The following is a 21,970-nucleotide window of genomic DNA, read 5'->3' as shown; positions in this document are numbered from 1 at the left end:
TCAGTCGTTTGAATCTGTAACAACCATCGATCAACGAGAATGGAGAAAACGAATGGAGAAGTTCAGCTGGAAGCTGATTCCGTTGGCCCAGAGCGAGAAGCTGGGGCCGCTCGTACCCGATGCACTACCCATTCTTCTTCGGTGGGCCAAGGAGGGCGAACATCGGTCGTACTCGGACCTGGCCCGTGAGCTACACGATCGGAACGGTCATTCCATTAAGCACGCTTTGAACTACGGCCGCGTCGCCGGCGGCGTTGCGCAGGCTATCGAGTGGCTGAGCGGCCAATGGGCCGAGGCGATTCCGCCACTGCACGTCATAGTCATCAATAAGAACATGGGCATCCCCGGAGAGGGCGCTGTGAATATCGTTCCGTCGTATTTCGAAGGGAAGCCCATGGATACCGCGGATCAACGAAAGGCTCACTTCGAGGAAGCGTTTCAGGATGTTGTCACCTACCCAGACTGGGATCGCGTTGCCCGAGCTCTAGGGGCGCCTATCCTTCCAGTATCCAGCGGAAAGAAGTCTGAGGGCGACGGCCCACACGCCATCCCTCTTCCAAACGTCCAGCAAGGCGGTGGCCTAGAAAGTGCAACGCATAAGGCTTTGAAAAAGTGGGTTGCTGAGCATCCTGAAGAGCTGGCCGACTTCGGCAACTTCAGCGTCGGCAAGAATGAAAAGTTGCTTAGCTCAGGCGACAGGCTGGATGTCCACTTCGACAATGGCAAGCAACGCTTGGCCGTGGAAGTGAAGACAAGTACGTGCGCGGAGGATGAGCTCCAAAGGGGCGTCTACCAGTGCGTGAAGTATCGCGCGATCGTGCGGGCTGAGCAGAAAGCCATGCGCTATGTACCCAACGGCGAGGCTGTCCTCGTGTGCACGCGCGCTCCAAATGCGCAGACCCGCGCACTCATTAAACGTCTGCAGGTACGGTTCCAACAGGTTCCACTTGAGGCGGAGCAAGAATGAACATTCGAAAATTTGAGCACGGCGTCAAGCGAATCAACTGCATGCCCGCGGCTGAGAGCGCCCTCAAACAGAAAGGGGCTGACGACGGGTGTTTCTTCTACATCATCCACGCATTCGCGGGGCGTTGAACCTCAGGGCAGAGTCGACGCTTCACGGTGTGCGGCGCGAAAGCCGACCCTGCCCTTGCTTCCGCCAATCCTCAAAAATCCCAGCGCGCCGCCAGCGATACCGGGACCGACAAGCGGCTGCCGGTGTCGTTGATCGACCCCAGGCCCAGGCCGCCGATCGCGCTGTCGTCGCCTTCCAGATCGTCGACGTAGCGCACGCCGGTCTGCGCGACCAGGCTGAAGCGCTCGCCCATGGGGATCAGCACGCCGATGTCGACGCCGCCGCTCACCACCCAGCCCTTGTCGGTGAACGGCACGTCGTTGATGGCGATGCCGGCGTCCGGGATCACGAAGGTCGCGCGGATCTGTTCGGTCTCGGCGGCGCCCACGCGGCCGGCGATGAACGGACGCGCGCCGCCGGGCTCCATGAAGTAGTAGCGGTAGCCCAGCTCGGCGCTCCAGGCCTCGTAGTCGCTGAAGGTGCCGAATACCGGCAGCTCGGTGTTCAATGCCGGCACGAAGGCGCCGCCGACCTGCACCGTGCCTGCGTCGGCTTCCGTCTCGCGCAGGTGGCCGAACACCTCGGCGCGGTCGCTCAGGCCGTAGCCCAACTCCAGTCCGTACCCGATGGCGTTGTCGTAGATCTGGTCGTGTCCGCGCGCGCCGATGCGCAGCTCCGCGTCGACACCGGCCAGCGCCGGGTTCAGCGGGCCCAGGTCCGGGACCACCACGACGGCGCCGTCGTGCACCTCGCCGTCGACCGGCGTGTCGGTGCCGCCCAGCACCGTGAATGACCAGCGGCCCTGCTCGGGGCCGGCGGCGGCCGCGGGGGCGGAGAAAGCCAACGTGAAGCCGGCCAGCGAAATGCCGGCAGCCAACAGCAGATTGCGATTCATCGCGCAGACTCCTTTGTGGGGGACGGGTGCGTTGCGAGGCAACGACTCGACCCGTTACGCAGCCGGCGCGCGATTGGATGCAGCGCGCGGGCCGCGTCTCCAGAGGCGGCGAGAGTGCAGGGAGTCGGCGGCGATGGCATCGGGCAGGAATCCGCAGGCGTACGCCTGGGCGTTCTTTCTTGCCTTGATTTCCCGTTTACATTCAACCAGATGGCATCCACCTACCAATTTTCTACCGATTGCTATATGTTTCGGTAGAAAATCGGTCGATACCCATGAAGCTTCCCGTTCCGCCGCCCCCCTGGTTGGACCTCTTCCACCGCCATGCCGGGCAGATACAAGCCATCCTGGGACACGGGATTCGCGCCGAGATCAGGGGCGTCTACGAGCACTGGGACCGCCTTCGACATCTCACGCCGCCACAGGGCGTCGACGTCGAGCAATGGTGGCTGGGCATCAAGCTGGCGCGGCAGTCCTTGCGGAAGGAGCTTCCGCTGCAGGACAAGACTGGCAAGCCGTTCCATGTCTGCCCGAGCGACGGCATCCAGCGCCGCCTGTACCAGGTCGCCCGCGACGCCGCGGGCGCCTTGCAGGGTGCGGACGCGCTTCCCACCGGCGCAATGCAGGAGCGTTACCTGGTGCGCTCGCTGATGGAAGAGGCCATGACCTCCTCGCAACTGGAAGGCGCAGCAACCACCACCCAGGTGGCCAAGGACATGCTGCGCTCCGGGCGTGCGCCGCGCGACTACGGCGAACGCATGATCGCCAACAATTTCATGACGATGCGGGAGCTTAAGCGGTGGCTGGGGCAACCGTTGACGCCGGATACCGTGTTCGAGATCCATCGGATGCTGACCGACGGCACGCTGAAAGATCCCGGCGCAGCTGGACGCTTCCGCATGGCCGGCGAGGACATCGTCGTCGAGGATGAGATCGGTACCACCTTACACGTGCCGCCCCCGGCGGGCGAGCTTCCGCAACGGTTGCAGGCGCTATGCGACTTCGCCAACCAGACCGACGACGGCGATTACTTCATCCATCCTGTCGTGCGGGCGATCGTGATCCACTTCATGATCGGCTACGACCATCCCTTCGTGGACGGCAACGGGCGCACGGCGCGTGCGCTGTTCTACTGGTCAATGCTTCGCGCCGGCTTCTGGATGACGGAATACTTCTCCATCTCCAGCATCCTCAAGAACGCCCCGGCGCAATACACCCGCGCTTATCTGTTCACCGAATCGGACGAAGGCGACCTCAGCTACTTCGTGGCCCACCAACTGGAGGTCCTGCTCGAGGCCATCGATGGCGTGCACGGCTACATCGCGCGCAAGCAGCAGTTGCAAGCGGAGGCGCAGACCTTGCTGAGGCCGGGCAGCAGGCTCGCGCGTCGCCTGAACCACCGTCAGCGCGCACTCCTGCTGAACGCGCTCAGGAACCCTGGCAAGGCCTACACCATCGCCGTGCACCAGCGCACGCACGACATCGTCTATGACACCGCCCGCTCCGACCTTGTCGGGTTGGTGGATGCCAGGCTGATGCAACGGCACAAGCAGGGCAAGGCGCACGTATTCGTGGCGCGTCCGGACCTGGCGGAGCGGCTTCGCTAGGCACCCGGAAAGGCGCCTCGTGGGCGCCCTTCCGGATCACCGGACCGATCAAACCCCGATCGGGTTCGGCTTCTCCACGTCAATCTTGTATTCCTTGATCGCGCGGGAGACGTCCTTGGCGGTCATCTTGCCGTCGGCGGCCAGGGCGGCGATGGCGGCGTGGGCGATGTGGAAGCGGTCGACCTCGAAGTGGCGGCGGAGGTTGGCGCGGGTGTCGCTGCGGCCGAAGCCGTCGGTGCCGAGGACGGTGTAGCGCATCGGCACGAACTCGCGGATCTGGTCGGCGTAGGTGCGGATGTAGTCGGTGGCGGCGATGGCCGGGCCCTGGCGGCCTTCGAGCAGTTCGGTCACGTAGGGCTTGGCCGGCTTCCTGGCCTCGGGGTTGAGGCGGTTGTCGCGGATGGCAGCGGCGCCGTCGCGGCCGAGCTCGTTGAAGCTGGGGCAGGACCAGATGTCGGCGGTGACGCCGAAGTCCTTGTCGAGCAGTTCGGCGGCGGCGATGACCTCGCGCAGGATGGTGCCGCTGCCGAGCAGCTGCACGCGCAGTTCGCTCTTCTTCGGCTTGCCGGCGTCCTTCAGCAGGTACATGCCCTTGATGATCCCCTCGGCGCTGCCTTCGGGCATGTCCGGGTGGGTGTAGTTCTCGTTCATCAGGGTGACGTAGAAGTACTCGTCGCGCTGCTCGGCGATCATGCGCTGCATGCCGTACTGCATGATCGTGACGACCTCGTAGCTGAAGGTCGGGTCGTAGCTGCGGACGTTCGGGATCAGGCCGGCCTGGACCATGCTGTGGCCGTCCTCGTGCTGCAGGCCTTCGCCGTTGAGCGTGGTGCGGCCGGCGGTGGCGCCGAGCAGGAAGCCGCGCGCGCGCATGTCGGCGGCCTGCCAGGCGGAGTCGCCGATGCGCTGGAAGCCGAACATCGAGTAGTAGATGTAGAACGGCAGCATCTGCAGGTCGTTGGTGCTGTAGCTGGTGGCGCAGGCCAGCCAGCTGGAGAACGCACCCGCCTCGGTGATGCCTTCCTCGAGCACCTGGCCGGCGGCGTCCTCGCGGTAGTACATCAGCTGGTCGCGGTCGACCGGCTTGTACTTCTGGCCCTGCGGGGCGTAGATGCCGAGCTGGCGGAACAGGCCTTCCATGCCGAAGGTTCGCGCTTCGTCGGCGACGATCGGGACGCAGCGCGGGCCGACCTGCTTGTCGCGCAGGGTGATGTTGAGCATCTGCACGAAGGCCATCGTCGTGCTGATCTCGCGCTCGCCGGTGGACTTGAGCAGCCGGTCGTAGGTCTCGAGCTTCGGCACTTCCAGCGAGGTGCTGGCCTTGCGCCGGCGCTGCGGCAGGAAGCCGCCGAGGGCCTGGCGGCGCTCGAGCATGTACTGCACTTCCTCGGAGTCCTTGCCCGGGTGGTAGAACGGCACCTGGCCGTCTTCCAGCTGCTTGTCGGTCACCGGGATGTTGAAGCGGTCGCGGAACGCGCGCACCGCCTCGTCGTCCATCTTCTTGGTGCCGTGGGTCGGGTTGAGCGACTCGCCCGAGGCGCCCATGCCGTAGCCCTTGACGGTCTTGGCGAGGATGACGGTGGGCATGCCCTTCATCTTGGTCGCCGCGTCATAGGCCGCGTGCACCTTGTGCGGGTCGTGGCCGCCGCGGTTGAGGCGCCAGATGTCGTCGTCGGACAGGTTGGCGACCAGGCGCGCGGTCTCCGGGTATTTGCCGAAGAAATGCTCGCGCGTGTACGCGCCGCCGAAGGCCTTGCAGTTCTGGTACTCGCCGTCGACGGTTTCCATCATCAGCTGGCGCAGCTTGCCGCTGGTGTCGCGCGCCAGGAGCGGGTCCCAGTAGCTGCCCCAGACGGTCTTGATGACGTTCCAGCCTGCGCCGCGGAACTGGCCTTCCAGCTCCTGGATGATCTTGCCGTTGCCGCGCACCGGGCCGTCGAGGCGCTGCAGGTTGCAGTTGATGACGAAGACCAGGTTGTCGAGGCCTTCGCGGCCGGCGACCGAGATCGCGCCCAGGCTCTCCGGCTCGTCGGTTTCGCCGTCGCCGAGGAAGCACCACACCTTGCGGTCGCTCTTCGGGATCAGGCCGCGGCCTTCGAGGTACTTCCAGTTGCGCGCCTGGTAGATCGCCGAGATCGGGCCGAGGCCCATCGACACGGTCGGCACCTGCCAGTAGTCGGGCATCAGCCACGGGTGCGGGTAGGAGCTGATGCCGCGGCCGTCGACTTCCATGCGGAAGTGGTCGAGCTGCGACTCGCTCAGGCGGCCTTCGAGGAAGGAGCGCGCGTAGATGCCGGGCGAGCTGTGGCCCTGCACGCAGATCAGGTCGCCGGGATGGTCGCCCTCGGGGCCGCGCCAGAAGTGGTTGAAGCCGACGTCATACAGCGTGGCCGCCGAGGCGAAGCTGGCGATGTGGCCGCCGAGGTCGCCGGGCTTGCGGTTGGCGCGCACGACCATCGCCATGGCGTTCCAGCGGATCAAGGAGCGGATGCGCCACTCCATCGTCTGGTCGCCCGGGGTCTTGGGCTCCAGGTGCACGGGGATGGTGTTGATGTACTCGGTGGTCGGCGCGAACGGCAGGTGGGCGCCGGCGCGGCGGGTGACCTCGACCATGCCCTGCAGCAGCTGGTGGGCGCGCTCGGCGCCGTCGTGCGCGATGACGGCCTGGACCGACTCGATCCATTCCTGGGTCTCGGCCGGGTCGGGGTCGTTCTGCAGCAGGTCGGCGAAGGGGCTCTCGTAGGTCTGGCTCATGCATTCCGCGGCCCCGTGGCCGCGCCTCTCGATAGGGGATGGACGACAGAAACCCTTGGATTCTAGCAGGGGCCATGACACCGCCGGACGAGGCTTTGGTCGCGTGGCCGCGCTGTCCCGGGACATGCGCGGGCGCATGGTCGCGCGGTCCGTGGCTGTCCACGCCATGCAGACATCGCGCATGGCTACACTCGACCCTGGCCGCGCGCGCGGCCGCCCGGGGGACGACGATCGATGCAGGAAGGCAGGCCCACCGGTCGCGCAGGCGACCCGAACCATGTCCGTGCCCGCGACAGCCTGCGCACGCGCATCGCGCTGTGGACGGGCGCGATGCTGATCGCGGTGGTGGTGCTGCTGACCACCGCCATCGGCGCCTACCTGCACTGGGACATCGCCGAGGAAAGCCGGCTGGATGCGATGGCGAACGCGCGCCAGGCGGCCGACCACCTGGAAACGGTGATGCACACCACCACGGTGACCACGCAGGGGCTGTCGACGCTGGCCGCCGGTTCGGACCTCGCGCCGGCCGAACTCACCCAGACCCTGCGTGCGCTGGTCGCGGCGACACCGGGCTGCATCGGCGGCCTGCTGGCGCTGGAGCCCCGCGGCGAGCAGCCGGCCTACGCGGTCTATTCCCCGGCCAGCGGCGAAGGCCGCGACTTCATCGCGACCGGCTACGACTACCGCGCGCAGGCCTGGTTCCAGCGCACGATCGCGTCCGACGCGGCCTGGTGGTCCGACCCCTATCTGAACGAGACCGCCGGCCACCTGTGGACCGTGACCTACAACGCGCCGCTGCGGGGCGCGGACGGCGAGAACCGCGGCATGGTCAGCCTGGACCTGCCGGTGGAGACGCTGACCCGGGAACTCGAGCCATTGGCCTACCTGCCTGGCTCCCGGGTGACCCTGGTCGCGCCCGACGGCACCCTGGCGATGGACAGCTTCGTCAACGTCACCGAGGACCGGCGCACCCTGGACGAACTCGCCGTCGCCTTCGGCCGCACCGACCTGGGCCCGCTGATCGAGGCGGTCCAGGCCCGCCGCTACCTCGCCTTCGCCCACGTCAACACCGAGACCGGGGAGTCGCGCTACAGCGTGGCGGAGCCGGTCGGCGATACCGGCTGGATGCTGCTGGTCTCGCAGTCGCAATCGCTGATGCTGGCGCGCGCCCACCAGGCGCTGGTGCTGATCGCGCTGGCCGGGCTGGTACTGAGCCTGCTGTGCATGTTCGTGGTGCGGCGGCTGGCCAAGCGCATCGCCACGCCGGTGCAGGCGCTGACCGCATCGGCCGCGCGCATCGCCGCGGGCGATTACGACAGCCCGATGGCGCATACCCGGCGCCGCGACGAGGTCGGGGTGATGGCACGCACGCTGGAACACGCACGCACCTCGATCCAGCGGCAACTGGCCGAGATCGAGGCAATGGGTGCGGCGCGGCAGAAACTGGAGAGCGAGCTGTCGATCGCGCGCGACATCCAGCTGGCGATGCTGCCGCCGGGCCGCGTCATCGACCGTGCCGACCACCACCTGGAGGTCCACGCACAGCTGGAGCCGGCCAAGGCGGTCGGCGGCGACTTCTACACCTTCGTCGAACTGGGCGATGGCGACCTGTGGTTCGCGATCGGCGACGTGTCGGACAAGGGCGTGCCCGCCGCGCTGTTCATGGCGCGCACCACCACCGTGCTCGAAGTCGCGGCGCGGGCGACCGGCGAGCCGGCACAGGTGCTCGCGCGCGCGTCGCGGCGGCTGGTCGAGGGCAACGACACCTGCATGTTCGCGACGGTGCTGTGCGGGCGCATCAACGTGCGCACGGGCGACTGCGTGCTGTCGAGCGCGGGCCACGACCCGCCGCTGCTGCTGCATGCGGACGGGCGCGCGGACGTGCTGGAGTTCGAGTCGGGGCCGCCGCTGGGCTTCGAAGTCCACGAGGCGTTCCCGAGCTGGCACGGGCGCCTCGCCGCCGGCATGACCCTGCTCGCCTACACCGACGGCGTGACCGAGGCCTTCGATGCGGGTAACGTGGCTTTCGGTATGGAGGGACTGGTGGCGAGCGTCCGCGCCGAGCGCGATGCGCGCGACCAGTGCGAACGCCTGATCGCCGACGTGCATGCCTACGCGCAGCCGGCGGCACAGGACGACATCACCGTGCTGGCGATCCGCCTGCGCGAGGACGGAGCACCGCTCCCGGAGGAGGCCCGAGGATGTTGATACGCCTGATCGTGCCCGGCGAGCTGGCCCGGGTGGAAGACATGAATGCCTCGCTGGAGGCCGTGCTGCTGCGCCATGGCATTGGCCAGGCGCTGCGCGACGACGTGCGGCTGATCGTCGAGGAACTCGCCAGCAACGTCATCAAGTACGGCGGCGATCCGTCGGGCATGCCGCGGCATGAGCTGTCCGTGCACATCGGCATCGATGACGACCTGCTCAAGCTGGAGTTCCGCGATACCGGTGCACCCTTCGACCCGACCGCGATGGCCGAACCGGACCTGGACGCGGACATCCTCGACCGCGATATCGGCGGGCTGGGCCTGCACCTGATCCGCAACCTTGCCGAGTCGGTGGAGTACCGGCGCGAAGGACCGTATAACCTGCTGGACCTGACCCTGCGCATGCACGACACGGAGACCGCCTGATGAGCCTCTTGATCGACCTCCAACCGGGCGCGGACAGCCAGCGCGTCACCGTGTCCGGACGCCTCGACACCCACACCTACGACCAGCTCGATCAGGCCCTGGTGCCGACCCTCGCCGACGGCGGCGTGACCACGCTGGTGCTGGACCTGGGCGGGCTGGAGTACATCAGCTCGGCCGGCATCCGCTCGATCTTCAAGGCGCGCAAGGCGCTGGCGGCGCGCGGCGGCCGGGTCCTGGTGGCAAACCCGCAGCCGCAGATCCGCAAGGTCTTCGACATGGTCAAGGCGGTGCCGATGAACGAGATCTTCGCCTCGACCGAGGAAGCGGATGCCTACCTCGACGCGATGCAGCGCAAGGTGCTGCAGGGCGACGACGAAGACTGACCCCGACGCAACGGCTCACACGGAGGGCGCAGCCGTGCCGCTGGACATCGATGTCTACCCGCCGGTCAACGGCAACCAGTACCTGAAACTGTCCGGACGGCTGGACACCCATACCTACGGGCAGCTCCAGGACGCGCTGGAGGACCTGCTGTCCGACGGGCCGCGCGCGCTGGTCCTGGACATGGCGCATCTGGAGTACATCAGCAGCGCCGGGATCCGCTGCATCCTGCAGGCGCGGCAGGCGCTGGCGCCGAAGCGCGGGCAGGTGCTGGTGCTGCATCCGCAGGCGCAGATCCGCAAGGTGATGGACCTCGCCCGCGCCGTGCCGCTGGAGGCCGTGTTCGATACCACCGAGGCGCTGGACGCCTATCTCGACGAGGTGCAGCGTCAGGTGCTGGAAGGCCTGCTCGGCGACGAGCGGCCGGCCGAGGACGACTTCGGTCACTGACCGGGGTGCAACGGGGCGCCATGAACGCAGACGGGACGGCCATGGCCGCCCCGTCGCATGGCGATGCCGGGCGGCTCAGGCCTTGCCGTCGGCCTCGCGCGCGGCGCGGATCTGCGCGTCGACCGCGGCGATCGCGGTCATGTTGATGACCCGTCGCGAGGTCGAATTCGGCGTCAGGATGTGCGCGGGCTTGTCCAGGCCCATCAGGATCGGTCCGAGCGCGACGCCCTCGGTCATCATGCGGATCATGTTGTAGGTGATGTTGGCCGCGTCGAGGTTCGGCATCACGAACAGGTTGGCGCGGCCCTTCAGCGTGGTGTTCGGGAAGATGCGGTGGCGCAGCTCCTCGTCCCATGCGGTGTCGGCCATCATCTCGCCGTCCACCTCCAGCCGCGGTGCGCGCTGGGCGAGGATCTCGCGGACCCTGCGCATCTTCGCCGCCGAGGCGTTGTCGTGGCTGCCGAAGTTGGAGTGCGACAGCAGCGCGACCTTGGGATCGATGCCGAACAGCTTGAGGCGGTAGGTCGCCTGCAGGGTCGCCTCGGCGATCTGCTCGGCCGGCGGATCGACCTGCACGTGGGTGTCGAGGAAGAACCAGATTCCCTTCTCGTTGATCACGCCGGTCATCGCCGCGGTGCCGGTGACGCCGCGGTCGAAGTCGAACACGCTGCGCAGGTAGCCGAGCTTCTTGTGGAAGCGCCCGACCAGGCCGCAGATCATCGCGTCGGCTTCGCCGCGCTCGACCATCAGCGCGGCGATCAGGGTCGGCCGCGAACGCAGCAGGTTCTTGGCCGCCGCCGGGGTGACGCCGCGGCGTTGGGTCAGCGCGTGGTACTGCTGCCAGTACTCGTTGAAGCGCGGGTCGTCGTTGATGTTGGTCAGCTCGAAGTCGACGCCGGCGCGCATGCGCAGCCCGAGGCGATCGATGCGCTGCTGGATCACTTCGGGCCGGCCGATCAGGATCGGGAATGCGAGGCGCTCGTCGATCACCGTCTGCACGCCGCGCAACACGGTTTCTTCCTCGCCTTCGGCGTAGACCACGCGCTTTCGGTCGGCGCGGGCGCGGTCGTAGACCGGCTTCATCACCAGGCCGGTGCGGTGGATGAACTGGCCGAGCTGCTCGACGTAGGCCTCGACGTCCTCCAGCGGGCGCGTGGCGACGCCGGATTCCATCGCCGCCAGCGCGACGGCAGGCGCGAGCATGACCAGCAGGCGCGGGTCGAACGGACGCGGGATCAGGTACTCGGCGCCGAAGGTCGGGATGTCGCCGCCATAGGCATTGCCGAGGTCGCTGGCCTCCATCCGCGCCAGGCGGGCGATCGCGCGCACGCAGGCGAGCTTCATCGCCTCGTTGATACCGGTCGCACCGACGTCCAGCGCGCCGCGGAAGATGTAGGGGAAGCACAGCGCGTTGTTGACCTGGTTCGGGTAGTCCGAACGGCCGGTGGCGATGATGCAGTCGGGGCGGACCTTCTTCGCGTCCTCCGGCAGGATCTCCGGGTACGGGTTGGCCAGCGCGAGGATGATCGGCTTGTCGGCCATGCTCGCGACCATCTCCGGCTTCAGCACGCCGCCGGCGGACAGGCCGAGGAAGATGTCGGCGCCCTCGACAATGTCGGCCAGCGTGCGCTTGTCGGTGTCGCGCGCATAGCGCGCCTTGTCGGCGTCCATGTGCTCGCGACCGGTGTAGAGCACGCCGTCGCGATCGACCGCGAGGATGTTTTCCGGCTTCATGCCCAGCGCGACCAGCATGTCGAGGCAGGCGATGCCCGCGGCACCGGCGCCGGCGGTGGCCAGGCGGACGTCCTCGATGTGCTTGCCCGCGACTTCCAACGCGTTCAGCACCGCGGCGCCGACGATGATCGCGGTGCCGTGCTGGTCGTCGTGGAACACCGGGATGTTCATCCGCTCGCGCAGCTTGCGCTCGACGATGAAGCACTCGGGGGCCTTGATGTCCTCGAGGTTGATGCCGCCGAAGGTCGGCTCGAGGCTGGCGATGATGTCGACCAGCTTGTCCGGGTCCTTCTCGTCGACCTCGATGTCGAACACATCGATGCCGGCGAACTTCTGGAACAGCACGCCCTTGCCTTCCATGACCGGCTTGCCGGCCAGCGCGCCGATGTCGCCCAGGCCGAGCACCGCGGTGCCGTTGCTGACCACCGCCACCAGGTTGCCACGGGCGGTGTAGTCGCGGGCGGTGTCCGGATTGGCCGCGATCTCCTCGCAGGCGAAGGCCACGCCCGGCGAGTAGGCCAGGGCGAGGTCGCGCTGGGTCACCATCGGCTTGGTCGCGGTGACCTTGATCTTGCCGGGGGGGCTGAGGCGGTGGTAATCGAGCGCGGCTTGCTTGAAGGCGTCTTGGTCGGACATCGGGCGTGGAACCGTGAGCGGGCCGTGGATTCTAACGCCGCGCGTCCAAACAGGCGGTGACCCCACTTGGCCGTCCATCCATACGCCAGCGCACTGCGGCCATCCTACAGGCTCAGCGGCTCGTCGCCACCGGCGATGGCATCGAGGCGGATGCGGTTGGCGAACAGCGAGAAGGCCAGCGTGCCGGCCAGGCCGTTGGCACGCGTCAGCCAGTGCGGCATCCAGCGCGCGGGTTCGAGGGTGCCATCGATGAAGAGCGGCTCGAAACGCTGGACGTCGTCCAGGGTCATCTTCCCGGCGAACAGCCAGCGGCACAGCTGCAGTTTCTGTTCGCGCAGGGCCCAGCGGAAGAAGGTGTGCACCGACACCAGGCCGCGCAGGTAGACCGAGTCCTTGGTGAAGGCGTAACCGCCGGTGACCGGGCAGCCCCGGAACACGCGCTGGGCGGACGCGAAGCTTTCCTCGGCGGTCTGCCCGGCGGCGAGGAAGTACTGGAACACCTGGATGAAGTCCGCACCCTCCAGCGCCATGCCCACCGCTTCGATGCGCAGGCTGATGCGCTTCATCCGGCTGATGTCGATGGCGCCGGTGATCTGCTCGGCGAAGGTCGCCAGACCTTCCTGCGTCTCGGTGCTGCGCGGCGAGGCCAGCCCCAGGCTGCCGAGCACCGGCTGCGCGCGGCCGTTGATCGCGGTCAGCGAATGGACGAAGGCCTCGTGCTGGAGCAGCTGCTCGCGGTCGTAATCGGAGAACGCCGCATTGCTGCGCAGGCGGATGCGGGTCGCGCCGGCGGCGGCCTTGGCGATCATGTCGGGGTCGAGTTCGACGTCGATCACGCGTTCGCCGAAGAAATTGTCGAGCTCGCGCTGGAGCTGCAGTTGCAGCGCAGTGGCGGACACGGTGATGTGCTCGGAGGGCGCGAGCAGCTCGCGGTCGAGTTCGTCGGCGATCGAGATGAAGTGGCGCGCGGCATCGACGGTGGTCGGCCCGTCGCCCGGAAGCGGCTGGTCAGGACGCCCGAACAGGTCGATCGAGTGTCGGGTGACGTCGGGGGTGCCCAGGCACTCGAGCAGGTGCGTGGCGCTCATCCAACTGGTCGCGGATTCGCGGATGTACTGGCCCAGGGGGTGGTCCGGATCAGCCGCCTGGTATACCGCCTGCAGTTCGGCGCGCGATTCACTGAAGTCGTGCTTCGGATACTCGACCTGCGGCAGCACCAGGGCGCCGCGGGCATGGGCCGCAAGGAAGGTGTCCTCGACCCGCGCCGGCCAGCTGGTCAGCGACAGCAGGTGGATGCCGCGGGCGGCGGCGACCATGCGCGCATCCAGCGCGGCATGGTGGTCGATGGCGTTCAGGGCTTCCGGCATTGGGCTCGGCGGGCGGGTCGACCTGGCCCGAGCATACCCGTTCGCCGGCGCGGTGGCGCCTCAGTGGCGGCCGTACTTCTCGTCGAGGCGGCGGTTGAGGGTGCGGCTCTGGTCGCGGCCGCGGGCTTTCTGCTCGACACGGCGCTCGGCCAGGGTGGCGGCGGCACCGGCGACTTCGTCGCTGAGCTTGCGGTAGTTGGCGAAGCGTTCGGCGTCCAGCACGCCGGACTCGATCGCTGCGCGCACCGCGCAGCCGGGCTCTTTGCCATGGGCGCAATCGCGGAACCGGCAGGTCGCGGCCAGCGCTTCGATATCGCTGAAGTTCTCGGTGACGTCTTCCTCGCCGGTCGGCTTGAGTTCGCGCATGCCGGGCGTGTCGATCAGGCAGGCCCCGCTCGGCAGCGCCACCAGCGCCCGGTGGGTCGTGGTGTGGCGGCCACGGGAATCCCGCTCGCGCACCGCGCCGGTCTTCATCCGCTCGTTGCCGAACAGGCTGTTGGTCAGCGTGGACTTGCCCGCGCCCGAACTGCCGACGAGCACCACCGTGCGGCCGGGATGCAGCCAGTCCGCCAGCGCATCGACGCTGGACGGGTCGCGTGCGTTGACCGGCACCACGGCCAGGCCTTCGAGGCCCAGGTCACCGAGACCTGCGACGGCGTCCGCCACCGCTCCTTGACGCCCGGCCTCGGCGCGGTCGGCCTTGGTCAGCACCACCACCGGCTCGGCGCCGCCACTGCGCACCAGCAGCAGGTAGCGCTCGATCCGGCGCGGATTGAAGTCGTCGTCGAGGCCGCACACGACGAACACGGTGTCGACGTTGGCGGCGATCAGCTGCTGTTTGTAGTGCTCGCCCGCCGCGGCGCGCTTGACCGCGCTGTAGCGCGGCAGCAGCGCGACGATGCGGGCCGCGCCGCCTTCGCCCTCGACCAGCACCCAGTCGCCGACCGCCGGCCGCGATTCGGGGTCGATGCCGCCCTTGCGGTAGTTGCCCGCGCGCTGCCATTCGGGCAGCGATTCGGCGGGGTAGCCGTCGTCCGGCGCCTCGGCGACGACGTAGCCGCTGCGGTGCTGCTCGACGATGCGGGCAGGCCGGGCGCCGGGATGGGCTATAAACAGAACTGCCCAGCCGCCGGGAACGGTTTCGCCTGCAATGGGCCGCGACCCGACAAAAGGCCAACCGATTACCTGTAGCGCAGAGGTCATACGAATAGATCACCATCGCGGTTAGCGGGATTCTACCGGACGGAAGAAGGGGCGTGCTGCTTAGGCAACAAGTTATACAAAATTCGGAGTTATTTGACGTGACGCTTCTTTTGCAGGAGTCTGATCACGCACAGACAAGGAACAAGGAGGTCAACGTGTCTACTATGTACTGCTCGTCTCGCTCGCCAAAACCCTCAAGGGCAAAGCCCCTCATGAGGACTGGACTACGTCGCGCTCTGTTGGTACTCGCCCTGGCATTGGGTGCTCCGGCAGTCATCGCTCAGACTGAAGGTCAGGCACGACCGCTATCGCCCTTCCAGATGAAGCAGACAGAACGTGCTCAGCTGGAAAGAATGTTGAAAGCGGAATTGCAGGGGACCGTTGACAGACAGAAGCGCATTGAAGGGCAAGGGATGCATCCTCTCGTCTTGTCCTCCCGATTCGAACACCGCGACGAGTTTGGCACGGGCGCCAACGCGCCTTGGTTGATCGTAGACATGGGCAAAGGATATCTACCGCGCAACTCAGACTACAACCGAGGCGTACGCTATATAGGTGCAGACTTCGAGGATGCCATGTCAGCGATCTCCATGGCCGCTCACGAATTACTTCGAGATGTAGTGAAGATCAACGGAGTCGAGATCCTTTTCGAGGGCAGGGATATCTATCACTACTACCCCGAAGAAGCACCTCCTGAGCGACTTCGCTCCTATCAGCCTGATACCAACAGATTCACAACCAACGGGACGGTCGTCGTTGCCGCTGGACACGGCGTTTATCTACATTATGACTCTGCGTGTGGTACGCCATGGTGCCCCCAGCGTGACCAGCACAATGGGATAGTTGAAGATTTCATTACACCAGCGTACGCGGACGAACTCAGCCACTGGTTGATCGAGCGCAGTCACGAAACGTTAGGCGCTATCGCCCGCCCGCGTAGTCAATCACCAGAATTGCATACGGCAAGTGGCCATCCCTGGTGGCAAATGGGGGCACGCTACGCATTAGAAGCGGCCTTCCCAACTGAGGCGGAAATATGGGCCTCCTTGCCGAGCAGTCCTGAAGCAAATCGGGAGGCCTTAGAGGACATTCGCAGTCGACCGAAGTTTGCCAACCATATAAAAGCCGCAACACTTCTCCACCTGCATACCAATGCCTCAGAGAACACAACTATCACCGGGACTCGCGTGTACTACCAAACAGGACGTCCTGCCGATTCGAGTTTAGGCAACAGCATTCTCTGCTACATGAAGGAATTAATCCAAGCCCAGGGACCATACGAAGATTACTACGTTGCAACTGCAGCAGAGCCAAACAACAAAGGCAAGAATCGCTTGGCCGAAATGCCATCGGTGATTGTCGAGTCTGGATTTCATACCAATCCGAGCGATGCCGCAGCGCTAAAGGACCCGGCTTTTCGTACAGCCGCAATGAAAGGAGTTGAGAAAGGCTATCGCTTGCATGCCGAGGGAGAACCATGCAAGGAGTTCAGGGTCACTGACATACCCATGATTGGCGCTGGATCCAACCCGCCTGGCAAATACGTGCCGTTGCTCGCGCACTACGAAGGTTACCCTCAGCTTCCCGCAACGATTGAGATAGAAACACTTCACTGCCCTGCCGGCGTAGAATGCGAGGATGGCACCTATCCCACGATGGGCACTGAATCTCCACTGCTCTTTCCCTTCAGATGCGGTGGAGATCCGCCGGAACAACAGATCATCGAATTTCGCGCGCGCCTCACTGACGCAGATGGCGTCAGGACCGAGTGGCACGAGGGCAGCTTTACCTGCATGGGCATGGTATTTCCTGACGTGAGCTGACAGCTCTCACCAGGTCAGGGAGTCACCAGCGCCCACATTTAACGCGCAGAACTTTGGGTGTCAGCGTTGTCTGCACCCAAGACAAGGTCTGGCCATCGACAACTGGAATCCGCACCGTGCAAATATTGGCAGTGAGCGGTGCCATATATCCAGCTCGGGACAACGCCGGCATATCGGCATTGTCCTGATTGGACACGGCCGCGCATTCGGATAGTCTGGCGGAAATTTCGCCCATCCCTTCACACCGCCCCTTCCCGCCGATGCCCGCTGCCCCCCTCAAGACCCGCGAACGCCTGTCCGAAGTCCGTTACGAGATTCGTGGTGAGCTCGCCCGGCGGGCCCGCGAGCTGGAGGTGCAGGGCCGCACGCTGATCAAGCTCAACATCGGCAACCCGGGGGCCTTCGGCTTCCGTGCGCCGGCGCACCTGCAGCGCGCGATCGTCGACGGTATCGACCAGACCGATCCGTACACCCACCAGCAGGGCCTACCGGAAGCGCGCGAGGCGGTCGCCGCGCACTACAAGGCACGCGGCACCCCGCACGTGACCCCGGAGCGCGTATTCATCGGCAATGGCGTCAGCGAGCTGATCGACCTGTCGCTGCGTGCCCTGCTGAACCCGGGTGACGAGGTGCTGCTGCCGTCGCCGGACTATCCGCTGTGGTCGGCGGCGACCATCCTCAACGATGGGCGCCCGGTCTATTACCGCTGCCTGCCGTCGAACGGCTTCCTGCCGGACCCGGACGAGATCGAGGCGCTGGTGTCCAGCCGGACCCGCGCGATCGTGCTGATCAACCCGAACAACCCGACCGGCGCGAACTATCCACGCGAGCTGATCGAACGCATCGTCGCCATCGCCGAGCGCCATGGCCTGCTGCTGCTCTGCGACGAGATCTACGACGCAATCCTCTACGACGACGCGGCGTTCCAACCGATCGCACCGCTCGCCGGCGACGTGCCTTGCCTGTCCTTCAGCGGCCTGAGCAAGGTGCACCGCGCCTGCGGCTGGCGCGTGGGCTGGGCGGTGCTGTCGGGCGATCCGATGCGGGTGGGCGCGTTCCACCATGCGATGGACCTGCTTGGCGCGCTGCGCCTGTGCGCCAATGTGCCCGGCCAGTTCGCGGTGCAGGCGGCGCTGCAGGGCGACGACACCATCGGCGCGCTGTGCGCGCCCGGTGGGCGCCTGCATGAGGCGCGCCGCGCCGTGGTCGACGCCGTCGCGGCCAGTCCGCACCTGGCCCTGGTCACCCCGGATGCCGCGCTGTACGCGTTCCCGTCGGTGGTGGGCGAGGCAGCGGAAGGCTTCGACGACCACCGCTTCGCGCTCGAGCTGCTGGAGTCCGAGGACGTGCTGGTGGTGCCCGGCAGCAGCTTCAACGTGCCCTACCGCAACCATTTCCGCGTGACCCTGCTGCCGCCGCCGGAGCAGCTGCGCGAAGTGTTCGAGCGCATCGACCGGGTGCTCGACCGCATGGCCGGGGCGTCCCGTCGCGATACCCGTGCGGCGATCGCCTAGCCCCGTGCGGCTGGCCTCGGCCGCGGCCCTGCTGTTCGCGGTGCTGTTGGCGGCATGCACCCCCCATGAGACCCGGGACGCCCCGATGACGACCTACCTCGCACTCGGCGACAGCTACACCATCGGCGAAGCGGTGGCCGAGGAGAGCCGATGGCCGGTACAGCTGGCCACGGCGCTGCGCGCCGACGGCCTCCCGCTCGCGGACCCGCGCATCATCGCCACCACCGGGTGGACCACCGACGAACTCGCCACCGCGCTGGATGCGGCCGAACCGCTGGGCGAATGGGGCTTCGTCAGTCTGCTGATCGGCGTGAACAACCAGTATCGGAACCGTCCGCTCGACAATTACCGCGACGAGTTCGATGCGCTGCTGCAGCGCGCGATTGCGTATGCAGGCGGCCGTCCCGAACGCGTGGTGGTGCTGTCGATACCCGACTGGGGGGTGACCCCGTTCGGGCGCGAGGACACGCGTGGGAGCGAGTCCATCGGCCAGGCCATCGACGCCTTCAATGCGACCGCGCGTGAGCGCTGCGCCGCGCGGGGCGTGGCCTTCGTCGACATCACCCCGGTGTCGCGGGCACGAGGTGGCGAGCCGGCCATGGTCGCGGACGATGGCCTGCACCCCTCGGCCGCGATGTACGCCGAATGGACCCGCGAGGCCGTCCCGGTCGCGCGCGGCCTGCTCGCCCGCTGAGACCCGATGGGCGACGAAACGCGCGCACTGCCGCCGGCCACGGCCGGACGGATCGCCGCGGCCTACCGCCCGCAGCGTGCACTGGGCAACTACTGGGACTACTTCTACACGCGCAGCAAGCTCGCGCGTGATCCGCTCTACCCGGGCGTCATGGAGGCACTGCACGGCCGGAAGACGCCACTGCTCGACCTCGGCTGCGGCCTGGGCCTGCTGGCGCACGCCCTGCGTGACGGCGGCGAAGCGATGCCCTACCGGGGCGTCGACATCGATGCCGGCAAGGTCGCGCGTGCCCGGCGTGCCGCAGCCCGGGCGGGACTGGCGGATGTTGCCTTCGAAGCGGTCGACCTGGCCCGGTCGCGACCCACGCACACCGGCGACGTGGCCCTGCTGGACGTGCTGCAGTTCGTCCCGGCCCACGCGCATGCCGACCTGCTCGACGCCTGCATCGGCATGCTGCCGCCCGGCGGGGTGCTGGTGATCCGCACCGGGTTCGACGATGGCGGCCGCCGTGCCCGGGTCACCCGCGCGGTCGATGTGTTCTCGCGGGCGCTGGGCTGGATGGCCGCCGGCCCCGACCGCTATCCGGACCGGGCAGGGTTGTGCGGCCGGCTGGAAGCGGCCGGCCTGCAGGTGCAGGTCGCCTCGCTGTCCGGCAACACGCCCTTCAACAACTGGCGGGTGCTGGCGACGCGTCCGGGATGACGGCGCGGTAACCCAGCGCGTCCAGACGCTGCAGCAGCAGCGCCAGCGTCTCGAGGTTCCGGCCATGCGCAGCGCCTTCGTGCAGCAGGACGATCGCGCCGGGCGCGAGGTCGCGCTCGATGCGCGCGACTACTTGCGTCGGGTCCGACGCGACCGCGTCGAAGCCGCGTGCGCTCCAGGCCACCCGGGCCAGGCCCAGGTCTTTCAGTGGCGCATGCACGAAGGGATTGGCCATGCCGACGACCGCGCGGAACCAGCGCGGCGGCCTGCCGGTGATGGCGGCCAGCGCGGCCTGCCCGTCTTCCACCTGGTGCCGCATGGCCCGCGGCCCCAGCATCCAGAAGCGCGCCGAGGGATGGTCGAGGCTGTGGTTGCCGACCTCGTGGCCGCGCCGGAGCACCTCGCGGACGCGGTCGGGCCGTGCCGCCGCGCGCGCGCCGACCATGAAGAACGTCGCGCGCGCCCCATGGCGTTCCAGCAGGTCGAGCACCGCAGGCGTCTCGTCCGAAGGGCCGTCGTCGATGGTCAGCCAGACCACCTTCTCCTCCGTCTCCAGACGGTCCAATACGGGACCGAACAGCCGCGACTGCGGCTTCAGCGTGCCCCAGACCATCGCCAGGTGGCTCAGTGCCAGCGCCGGCAATCCACAGCGCCAGCCCCCGGCCCACCACAGAGCGGCCACCCCCAGCTGCGAGGCGCCGAACAGCCACGCCCAGGCCCAGGGATGGCGGGGACATTGGTGCAGGCGGTCTTCAGGGCGCATGCGGCATCCTACCCCGGTCGCGCTTGCATCCCCGGCGCACCGCCCCCACGTTCCGACCACACCCCACGCCAGACGAAGGTAGCCCGATGTCCCTCGACCCCGCCGTGCGTTCGCGCATCGAGTCCCTGTTGCAGTCGAACCCGGTCGTCCTGTTCATGAAGGGCGCCCCGGATGCCCCCCAGTGCGGCTTCTCCGCGAAGGCCTCGGGCGCGCTGAACAGCCTGCTGCCGCAGGGTTACGCCCACGTCGACGTGCTCTCCGACCCGGAGCTGCGCGAAGGCATCAAGGTCTACGGCGAGTGGCCGACGATCCCGCAGCTCTACATCGGCGGCGAGCTGGTCGGCGGCAGCGACATCGTCGAGCAGATGCTGAATTCCGGTGAGCTGCACGCGGCGCTGGGCCTACCGGCACCCGACCGCAGCCCGCCGACGATCACGGTGACGCCGTCGGCGCTGAAGATGCTGCGCGAAGCGGCCGAAGGCGCCGGTGCCGGCTATGCGGTGCAGGTCGAGGTCGATCCGCGTTTCCAGGCCCGGCTCCAGCTCGCGCCGGCCGATGCCAACGCGATCGCGGTGGAGCTCGATGGCCTGCGCCTGCAGTTCGACGTCGCCGGCGTGCGCCGCGCGGACGGCCTGTCGATCGACTGGGTCGACGACGAGCGCGGCCGCGGCCTGGTGATCGAGAACCCGAACGCGCCGCCCAAGGTGCGCGACATCGCCCCGGCTGATGCCGCTTCCCGCGTGGCCGCGGGCACGCTCACCCTGGTCGACGTGCGCCCGGCGGCCGAGCGCGCGCAGGCCTCGGTCAACGTGGCGTTCTCGGACATCGACGGCGATGGGATCAAGGCGCTCGAAGCGCTCGACAAGGCGACACCGATTGCGTTCCTCTGCCACCACGGCCAGCGCAGCGCGCAGGCCGCGGAACATTTCCGCGGCCTCGGCTTCCGGGAGGTTTACAACGTCACCGGCGGCATCGATGCCTGGGCGGACGTGGACGGCGCGATCGCGAAGTACTGATCGCACCCGCGTGACCGCGTGACAGGAAGGCGTCGGGCCGGGCCCGGCGCCTTCTTCGTTGCAGGGGCCGGCTCAGCCCTTGAAGCCGCCGGCATCCAGCCAGGCCTGCTCCTCGGCCGTGGTCTCGCGGCCAAGCACGGCATTTCGGTGCGGGAAGCGGCCGAAGCGCTCGATGATGTCCTTGTGCAGCACGGCCCACTTGTCGGCGTCCTCGCCCACCAGGTTCTGGTGCAGCTCCACCGAGCGCTGCTGGTCCTCGAGGTCCTCGGAGTGCTCGAACGGCAGGTAGAAGAACACCTGCAGGGTTGGATCGACCTCAACGTCATAGCCGCGCTCGATGGCCTGGTCGGCATACTGGCGCGCAAGCGCGTCGTGCGCATAGGCCTGGGCACTGTCCCGGTGGATGTTGCGCGGCATCTGGTCGAGCAGCAGGACCAGGGCGAGCGCGCCCTCGGCCGAGTCCATCCAGTGTTCGGCCTTGCCTGCGGCGGCGTCCTCGACGGCGTCCTCGAAGGCCATCTCGCACATGTCGTCGAAGGTCTCGTCCTTGCCGAACCAGCGTTCGACGCCGGCATCGCGCCAGAAAGTAACGACTTCGGATGGGCTGACGTTCACGGTGGGCTCCTGTTCGGGGGGCGACTACCCTAACAGCCCCCTCGTGTGCGCCGGCGCAAGAGCGCCGGGCGCCCCACCGCGAGGCCGGCCACCCGCATGCGCGGCATC

General features: G+C 67.4%; 18 protein-coding genes. 11 read left to right on the top strand and 7 right to left on the bottom strand.

Features of this window, described 5'->3' with window-relative positions:
- Positions 1-52: 52 nt before the first annotated feature.
- On the top strand, positions 53-967 hold the full coding sequence (locus tag H4F99_RS04895; protein WP_182668613.1) for a hypothetical protein: 915 nt from the start codon (positions 53-55) through the stop codon (positions 965-967).
- Positions 968-1,166: 199 nt separating this feature from the next.
- Here the strand turns inward: H4F99_RS04895 and H4F99_RS04890 are convergent, their stop codons facing one another.
- Positions 1,167-1,970, bottom strand: coding sequence for a hypothetical protein (locus H4F99_RS04890; protein ID WP_182668612.1), 804 nt, complete (start codon positions 1,968-1,970; stop codon positions 1,167-1,169).
- Positions 1,971-2,245: 275 nt separating this feature from the next.
- Between H4F99_RS04890 and H4F99_RS04885 the strand changes: the two genes are divergently transcribed.
- Positions 2,246-3,577 (top strand): Fic family protein, encoded by a 1,332-nt coding sequence (locus H4F99_RS04885; protein WP_182668611.1) that lies wholly within the window; start codon positions 2,246-2,248, stop codon positions 3,575-3,577.
- Positions 3,578-3,625: 48 nt separating this feature from the next.
- Here the strand turns inward: H4F99_RS04885 and aceE are convergent, their stop codons facing one another.
- Complete coding sequence (gene aceE / locus H4F99_RS04880) at positions 3,626-6,331, bottom strand: pyruvate dehydrogenase (acetyl-transferring), homodimeric type (protein ID WP_182668610.1); 2,706 nt, start codon at positions 6,329-6,331, stop codon at positions 3,626-3,628.
- Between the two features lie 234 nt (positions 6,332-6,565).
- Here aceE and H4F99_RS04875 point away from each other — a divergent pair, with 234 nt between their 5' ends.
- From H4F99_RS04875 to H4F99_RS04860, 4 genes are read left to right on the top strand one after another with little or no spacing between them, the layout of a single operon-like run.
- A complete protein-coding gene (locus tag H4F99_RS04875; RefSeq protein WP_182668609.1) occupies positions 6,566-8,539 on the top strand; it encodes a SpoIIE family protein phosphatase in 1,974 nt (657 codons plus the stop codon).
- Complete coding sequence (locus H4F99_RS04870; protein ID WP_182668608.1) at positions 8,533-8,964, top strand: ATP-binding protein; 432 nt, start codon at positions 8,533-8,535, stop codon at positions 8,962-8,964. Before H4F99_RS04875 ends, H4F99_RS04870 begins: the two co-directional genes overlap by 7 nt.
- Positions 8,964-9,347 carry an STAS domain-containing protein gene (locus H4F99_RS04865; RefSeq protein WP_425487993.1) on the top strand — a complete coding sequence of 128 codons (384 nt, stop codon included), beginning with the start codon at positions 8,964-8,966 and terminating at the stop codon, positions 9,345-9,347. Before H4F99_RS04870 ends, H4F99_RS04865 begins: the two co-directional genes overlap by 1 nt.
- Before the next feature lie 34 nt (positions 9,348-9,381).
- Entirely contained in the window at positions 9,382-9,795 is a 414-nt protein-coding gene (locus tag H4F99_RS04860; protein ID WP_343064137.1) for an STAS domain-containing protein, read from the top strand.
- 75 nt (positions 9,796-9,870) lie between these two features.
- Here the strand turns inward: H4F99_RS04860 and H4F99_RS04855 are convergent, their stop codons facing one another.
- The 3 genes from H4F99_RS04855 to rsgA all read right to left on the bottom strand — a co-directional run bounded on the left by H4F99_RS04855 (position 9,871) and on the right by rsgA (position 14,735).
- Complete coding sequence (locus H4F99_RS04855; protein WP_182668606.1) at positions 9,871-12,165, bottom strand: NADP-dependent malic enzyme; 2,295 nt, start codon at positions 12,163-12,165, stop codon at positions 9,871-9,873.
- 104 nt (positions 12,166-12,269) lie between these two features.
- Positions 12,270-13,532 (bottom strand): flavohemoglobin expression-modulating QEGLA motif protein, encoded by a 1,263-nt coding sequence (locus H4F99_RS04850; protein WP_182668605.1) that lies wholly within the window; start codon positions 13,530-13,532, stop codon positions 12,270-12,272.
- A gap of 60 nt (positions 13,533-13,592) precedes the next feature.
- Positions 13,593-14,735, bottom strand: a complete 1,143-nt coding sequence (gene rsgA / locus H4F99_RS04845; protein ID WP_182668604.1) for a ribosome small subunit-dependent GTPase A — start codon at positions 14,733-14,735, stop codon at positions 13,593-13,595.
- Positions 14,736-15,055: 320 nt separating this feature from the next.
- Here rsgA and H4F99_RS04840 point away from each other — a divergent pair, with 320 nt between their 5' ends.
- From H4F99_RS04840 to H4F99_RS04825, 4 genes are all read left to right on the top strand, one after another.
- Positions 15,056-16,558 carry an N-acetylmuramoyl-L-alanine amidase gene (locus tag H4F99_RS04840; protein WP_182668603.1) on the top strand — a complete coding sequence of 501 codons (1,503 nt, stop codon included), beginning with the start codon at positions 15,056-15,058 and terminating at the stop codon, positions 16,556-16,558.
- 260 nt (positions 16,559-16,818) lie between these two features.
- The gene (locus H4F99_RS04835; protein ID WP_182668602.1) at positions 16,819-18,072 is read left to right on the top strand and encodes a pyridoxal phosphate-dependent aminotransferase; all 1,254 of its coding nucleotides are present in this window, start codon (positions 16,819-16,821) and stop codon (positions 18,070-18,072) included.
- Between the two features lie 85 nt (positions 18,073-18,157).
- Positions 18,158-18,766 (top strand): SGNH/GDSL hydrolase family protein, encoded by a 609-nt coding sequence (locus tag H4F99_RS04830; protein ID WP_182668800.1) that lies wholly within the window; start codon positions 18,158-18,160, stop codon positions 18,764-18,766.
- A 6-nt stretch (positions 18,767-18,772) separates the two neighbouring features.
- The gene (locus H4F99_RS04825; protein WP_182668601.1) at positions 18,773-19,468 is read left to right on the top strand and encodes a methyltransferase domain-containing protein; all 696 of its coding nucleotides are present in this window, start codon (positions 18,773-18,775) and stop codon (positions 19,466-19,468) included.
- On the opposite strand, the gene H4F99_RS04820 is transcribed toward H4F99_RS04825, so the two are convergent.
- Positions 19,431-20,231 (bottom strand): polysaccharide deacetylase family protein, encoded by an 801-nt coding sequence (locus H4F99_RS04820; RefSeq protein WP_182668600.1) that lies wholly within the window; start codon positions 20,229-20,231, stop codon positions 19,431-19,433. The two genes, H4F99_RS04825 and H4F99_RS04820, sit on opposite strands and share 38 nt — an antisense overlap.
- Before the next feature lie 86 nt (positions 20,232-20,317).
- Here H4F99_RS04820 and grxD point away from each other — a divergent pair, with 86 nt between their 5' ends.
- The gene (grxD, locus tag H4F99_RS04815; RefSeq protein WP_182668599.1) at positions 20,318-21,247 is read left to right on the top strand and encodes a Grx4 family monothiol glutaredoxin; all 930 of its coding nucleotides are present in this window, start codon (positions 20,318-20,320) and stop codon (positions 21,245-21,247) included.
- Between the two features lie 72 nt (positions 21,248-21,319).
- Here the strand turns inward: grxD and H4F99_RS04810 are convergent, their stop codons facing one another.
- On the bottom strand, positions 21,320-21,862 hold the full coding sequence (locus H4F99_RS04810; protein WP_182668598.1) for a DUF924 family protein: 543 nt from the start codon (positions 21,860-21,862) through the stop codon (positions 21,320-21,322).
- Positions 21,863-21,970: the final 108 nt, after the last annotated feature.

Source organism: Marilutibacter penaei (assembly GCF_014145395.1).
GTDB classification, from domain to species: domain Bacteria; phylum Pseudomonadota; class Gammaproteobacteria; order Xanthomonadales; family Xanthomonadaceae; genus Marilutibacter; species Marilutibacter penaei.
The sequence above is the reverse complement of the archived record's forward strand: the minus strand, read 5'-3'. Positions and strand labels throughout refer to the sequence as shown.